This window comes from Pedobacter kyungheensis (assembly GCF_000812965.1).
Lineage (GTDB): Bacteria > Bacteroidota > Bacteroidia > Sphingobacteriales > Sphingobacteriaceae > Pedobacter > Pedobacter kyungheensis.
Genome location: NZ_JSYN01000060.1, coordinates 1 through 3900, shown reverse-complemented (window position 1 = coordinate 3900; position 3900 = coordinate 1). Strand labels below are relative to the sequence as shown.

The 3900-nt window shown below is 44.1% G+C and carries 2 protein-coding genes; both read left to right on the top strand.

All coding sequences use genetic code 11. From position 1 onward, the window contains the following. Window positions 1-736 precede the first annotated feature (736 nt). Window positions 737-2344, top strand: a complete 1608-nt coding sequence (locus tag OC25_RS26540; protein WP_039483585.1) for a sensor histidine kinase — start codon at window positions 737-739, stop codon at window positions 2342-2344. A gap of 127 nt (window positions 2345-2471) precedes the next feature. Beyond that, window positions 2472-3218: a LytR/AlgR family response regulator transcription factor gene (locus tag OC25_RS26535; RefSeq protein WP_039483582.1), complete on the top strand. Its 747-nt coding sequence runs from the start codon at window positions 2472-2474 to the stop codon at window positions 3216-3218. The last annotated feature ends 682 nt before the right edge of the window (window positions 3219-3900 follow it).

Here is a 3900-nt window from a genome sequence, read left to right as displayed (position 1 = left end):
TTGGCTTGATCCAAAAGTAACAAACTTGAGCGCAGCGAAAGCATGCCAGCCGATAAAAACAACAGCAAAATGGCATAACTGAAAGGCTTGGATCTGATGTTGGATAAAATCGTCAAAGCTTTTATAGCGGCAGCGCAAGTCCCGCCGAAGGGTCGGGAAGAACACGCTGCCTTGGGCAGTAGTATTTGAACGTTTGTGCAGAAGCTTTAACGTTTTCTCCTGCCATCATCTCCTATGCCGGAGGGCAGTGTGACGGCTAGAGGGAATCGTCATTCCCGCGCAGGCGGGAATCTCATCGTACAGCACCTTCATATGTTTTCCCCTTGCCCCTCCTATTCACCGGGATCAGTATTTCTCATTTGCTGTTGCTTCGTAACGCCTTTCAATGATCTCTTTGTCATGCTGAGCGCAGCGAAGCATCTCTTCTATGTTTACAATGGTAAATAAGAGACCCTGAAACACCCGTCCGACCAGCCTGGCGGAAGTTCAGGGTGACGGCGAGAGAAGGGATCGTCATTCCCGCGCAGGCGGGAATCGTAATGCTTTCGCTGTTATGCGGTGTGCGCCAGCCTTGCTTTGTTAGCTACCGAATGGCTTTTACTTTTTTCAGGAATCAGGTAATTTCCAAATACTGCATCAATCCCTACCCCTGCTATTTCGCCCCCTGCCTTTACTGTTTTATGGTTTTAGTTTTGCTATTATTGCGGCAAGTTTGATGCATATTAAACTTAACAACATGAAAAAAATACTTTTTACTTTACTCTGCTTCTTCATTGCGCTATCAACCGTACAGGCGCAAAAAGGCATTAATTTTTCCCGCACCTACCCTGCCGGTGGGAGACTGCTGATGCATGTAGATAGTGCGGCTAAAAACATCTACTACGCTAATATATTCCCCAATCAACCCAATACCTCCTTTAGTTACTTACCTGAGGTTAACCAGGTTAATATTCAGATTAATTTCAGGAAAAAAGTCCATATACAAAATTACAGGTATACCATACTCATCGATAACAAACCAACGATTGTAAATCAATCGATTAACGAAGCTCAACTGGAAGATACCCACGCAGGCGGCGACGAAGAAATATTCCGTTCTGCAACACTGGGTACTTTTCCGGTAAAGGGCAAAGTAATTACTACTTTGGTATACAGCACCGAAAAGCCGCTTGATATTGAAAAAGCCGTGCTATATGGTAAGCCACTTCCTAAAGCAAAAATTAAAGCATTTTTAAAGCGCACGGTAACAGATAAAGGAGTTAACTACAGCCCGATAACCGACCCTAAAGAAAGTACCCAACTTACTTTAACTGAAAAAGACGATGAACTAACCCTTGTGAAAGACAGATCGGCCATCGATTACCTCTACTACACCACCATAAAAGATAAGCAAACCCAAAAAATAATCTACGAATCAACTGCCTGGCTGTATGGCGGCTATATTGATGAAGCCAATGAGTTTTCGCCTTACCTAAAGGTTGATAAAAGTATTTTCAAAAAATCGGGCGATTATGAAATTATCATTCAGCCCTCATCCTTTTCCAGATTTAAGATGTCGCCAACAGAAATGGAAAAATACACCGCCAGGTATACCCTCTCCATCACTTTGGATCAGGAAAACTACAGCAAAAGTGAACTTTGGGTCTATGTACTGTTTGCAGCACTTGCTATCGGCTTAGCTTTTATCGTAATCTTATACTTCATTAAAAAACGAAACCAAAAAAAACTGGCAGAAAATGAGCAGCAAAAAAACACAGCCAAGCTTCGGCTGAATGCTATCCGTTCCCAGTTAAACCCACATTTTATGTTTAATGCCCTTTCGGGTATTCAAAACTTAATGAACAAAAACGAGATCGATAATGCCAACAAATACCTCTCTAAATTTGCCCGCATAACCCGTAATGTACTCCACGACAGAGAATTGATCAGTTTAGCACAGGAAAAGACCTTACTGGACGATTACCTGCAGATGGAGCAACTGCGTTTCGGTTTTAACTATGAAATCACCCACCCGGGAGATCTCGATTTAGACATTATCGAAATACCAGCCATGCTGCTGCAGCCCTTTGTAGAAAATGCGGTAAAACATGGCATATCTAAAAAGGCTGCCGAGGGTAAAATTAGCATCGCCTTTATGCAGCAGGGAAAAGATCTGGTGTTAACGGTTACCGATAATGGAAATGGCTTCGACACCGCAAAAAAGAGTAGCGGTTTAGGGCTTCAATTGAGTAACAACAGAATAACCCTGTTAAATGATATTTATAAAGAAAATCGCTTTACTTTAGCTGTACAATCAAACCCTGGCGGCACTAAAATAAGCTTAACCTTAACCGATTGGCTATAGATTTAAACCATGTAGCACCTATAAAATCAGTGTTTATCCCCGCCCGAACGGTAGGGCAGGTGTGTTCATCCCCGCCTGAACGGCAGGGCAGGTGTGGTTAAAACATTAACTTAACCGACTATAAATAATGAGAGCAGTTTTAATAGACGACGAAATATCCAACTTAGAAAATCTGCAGGCTTTGCTTAACAAGCATTGCCAGCAGGTAACGGTAGCGGCCACAGCACAAGATGTATGTGATGGCGTTGCTGCCATTGAAAAATATCTACCTGATTTGGTATTTCTGGATATTCAAATGGGCGAACAAACGGGTTTCGAAGTACTAAAACTGCTCCCAACGCGTAATTTCGAAGTGATTTTTGTTACCGCTTACGATCAATATGGCATACAGGCGGTAAAGTTTGCAGCTTTAGATTATCTGCTAAAACCTGTTGATATTGAAGAACTGAAAGAAGCCGTAAATAAAGCCGAGCGCAAACTGGCTGCACAAACCCCAACTTCGCAACTCGATTTTTTACTGCAGCAACTCAAAAAGCCCGAAGCCAGTGTGAGCAAAATTGCCCTGCAAATGCAAAACGAAATCAGGTACATTGGCTTAACCGAAATTATCCGTTGCGAAGCCGATAATACCTATACCCACTTTTTCCTTGCCGACGGCGAAAAAATACTGGTTTCCAAATCGCTTAAAGAATATGCCGATTTGCTGCGCCCCAATGGCTTTTTAAGAACACACCAAAGTCATCTGGTAAACCCGAAATATGTAAAAAGCTGGTTAAAGGAAGATGGAGGCATCCTGCTTTTGAGCACGGGAGAAAAAATCCCGATTTCTAAACCAAATAAGGAGACGGTAAAAAAGGCCTTGCAGCAGCTTTAATTTTTTTTAACCACAAAGAACTCCAAACTCGCTCGACCACCTCAGACACCTAAGCACACCTGAGTAGCAAGCTATATCCTAAACGCCCAGACATCAGACCTCCGACCCCGGACCTCCGACTTTTTTTACCACAAAGCACGCAAAGGAACAAGACGCAGAGGGCACAAAGCCGCGTGTTTAATTCCATCATTCCTCCTCGCGAACCTCCGACTCCAAACTCCAAACTCGCTCAACCACCTCAGACACCTAAGCACACCTAAGCAGCGAACGATAGATTAAGCACCCAAACTTCGGACTCCTGACCTCCGACCTCCGACTTTTTACCACAAAGCACACAAAGGAAAAAGACGCAGAGGGCACAGAGTTGGGTGTTTCATGCTATCGACTATTTTACATCTTCCATCATTCCTCCTCGCGAACCTCCGACTCCAAACTCACAACTCCAAACTCGCTCAACCACCTCGGACACCTAAGCACACCTAAGCAGCGAACGATAGATTAAGCACCCAGACTTCGGACTCCTGACTTCCGACTTCAGACTTTCCAAACGCCAATGATCCTCGTTCCGAACTCCGGCGACCCCGTTCCGAACACCGATGACCTTGTTCCGAACCCCGATGACCCCGTTCTGAACCCCGGCGACCCTGTTCTGAACGCCAATGATCCTCGTTCCGAACACCAA

Excerpts from the sequence above, each read along its gene's own strand:
- OC25_RS26540 (WP_039483585.1), top strand. The coding sequence starts at position 737 with ATGAAAAAAATACTTTTTACTTTACTCTGCTTCTTCATTGCGCTATCA.
- OC25_RS26535 (WP_039483582.1), top strand. The coding sequence starts at position 2,472 with ATGAGAGCAGTTTTAATAGACGACGAAATATCCAACTTAGAAAATCTG.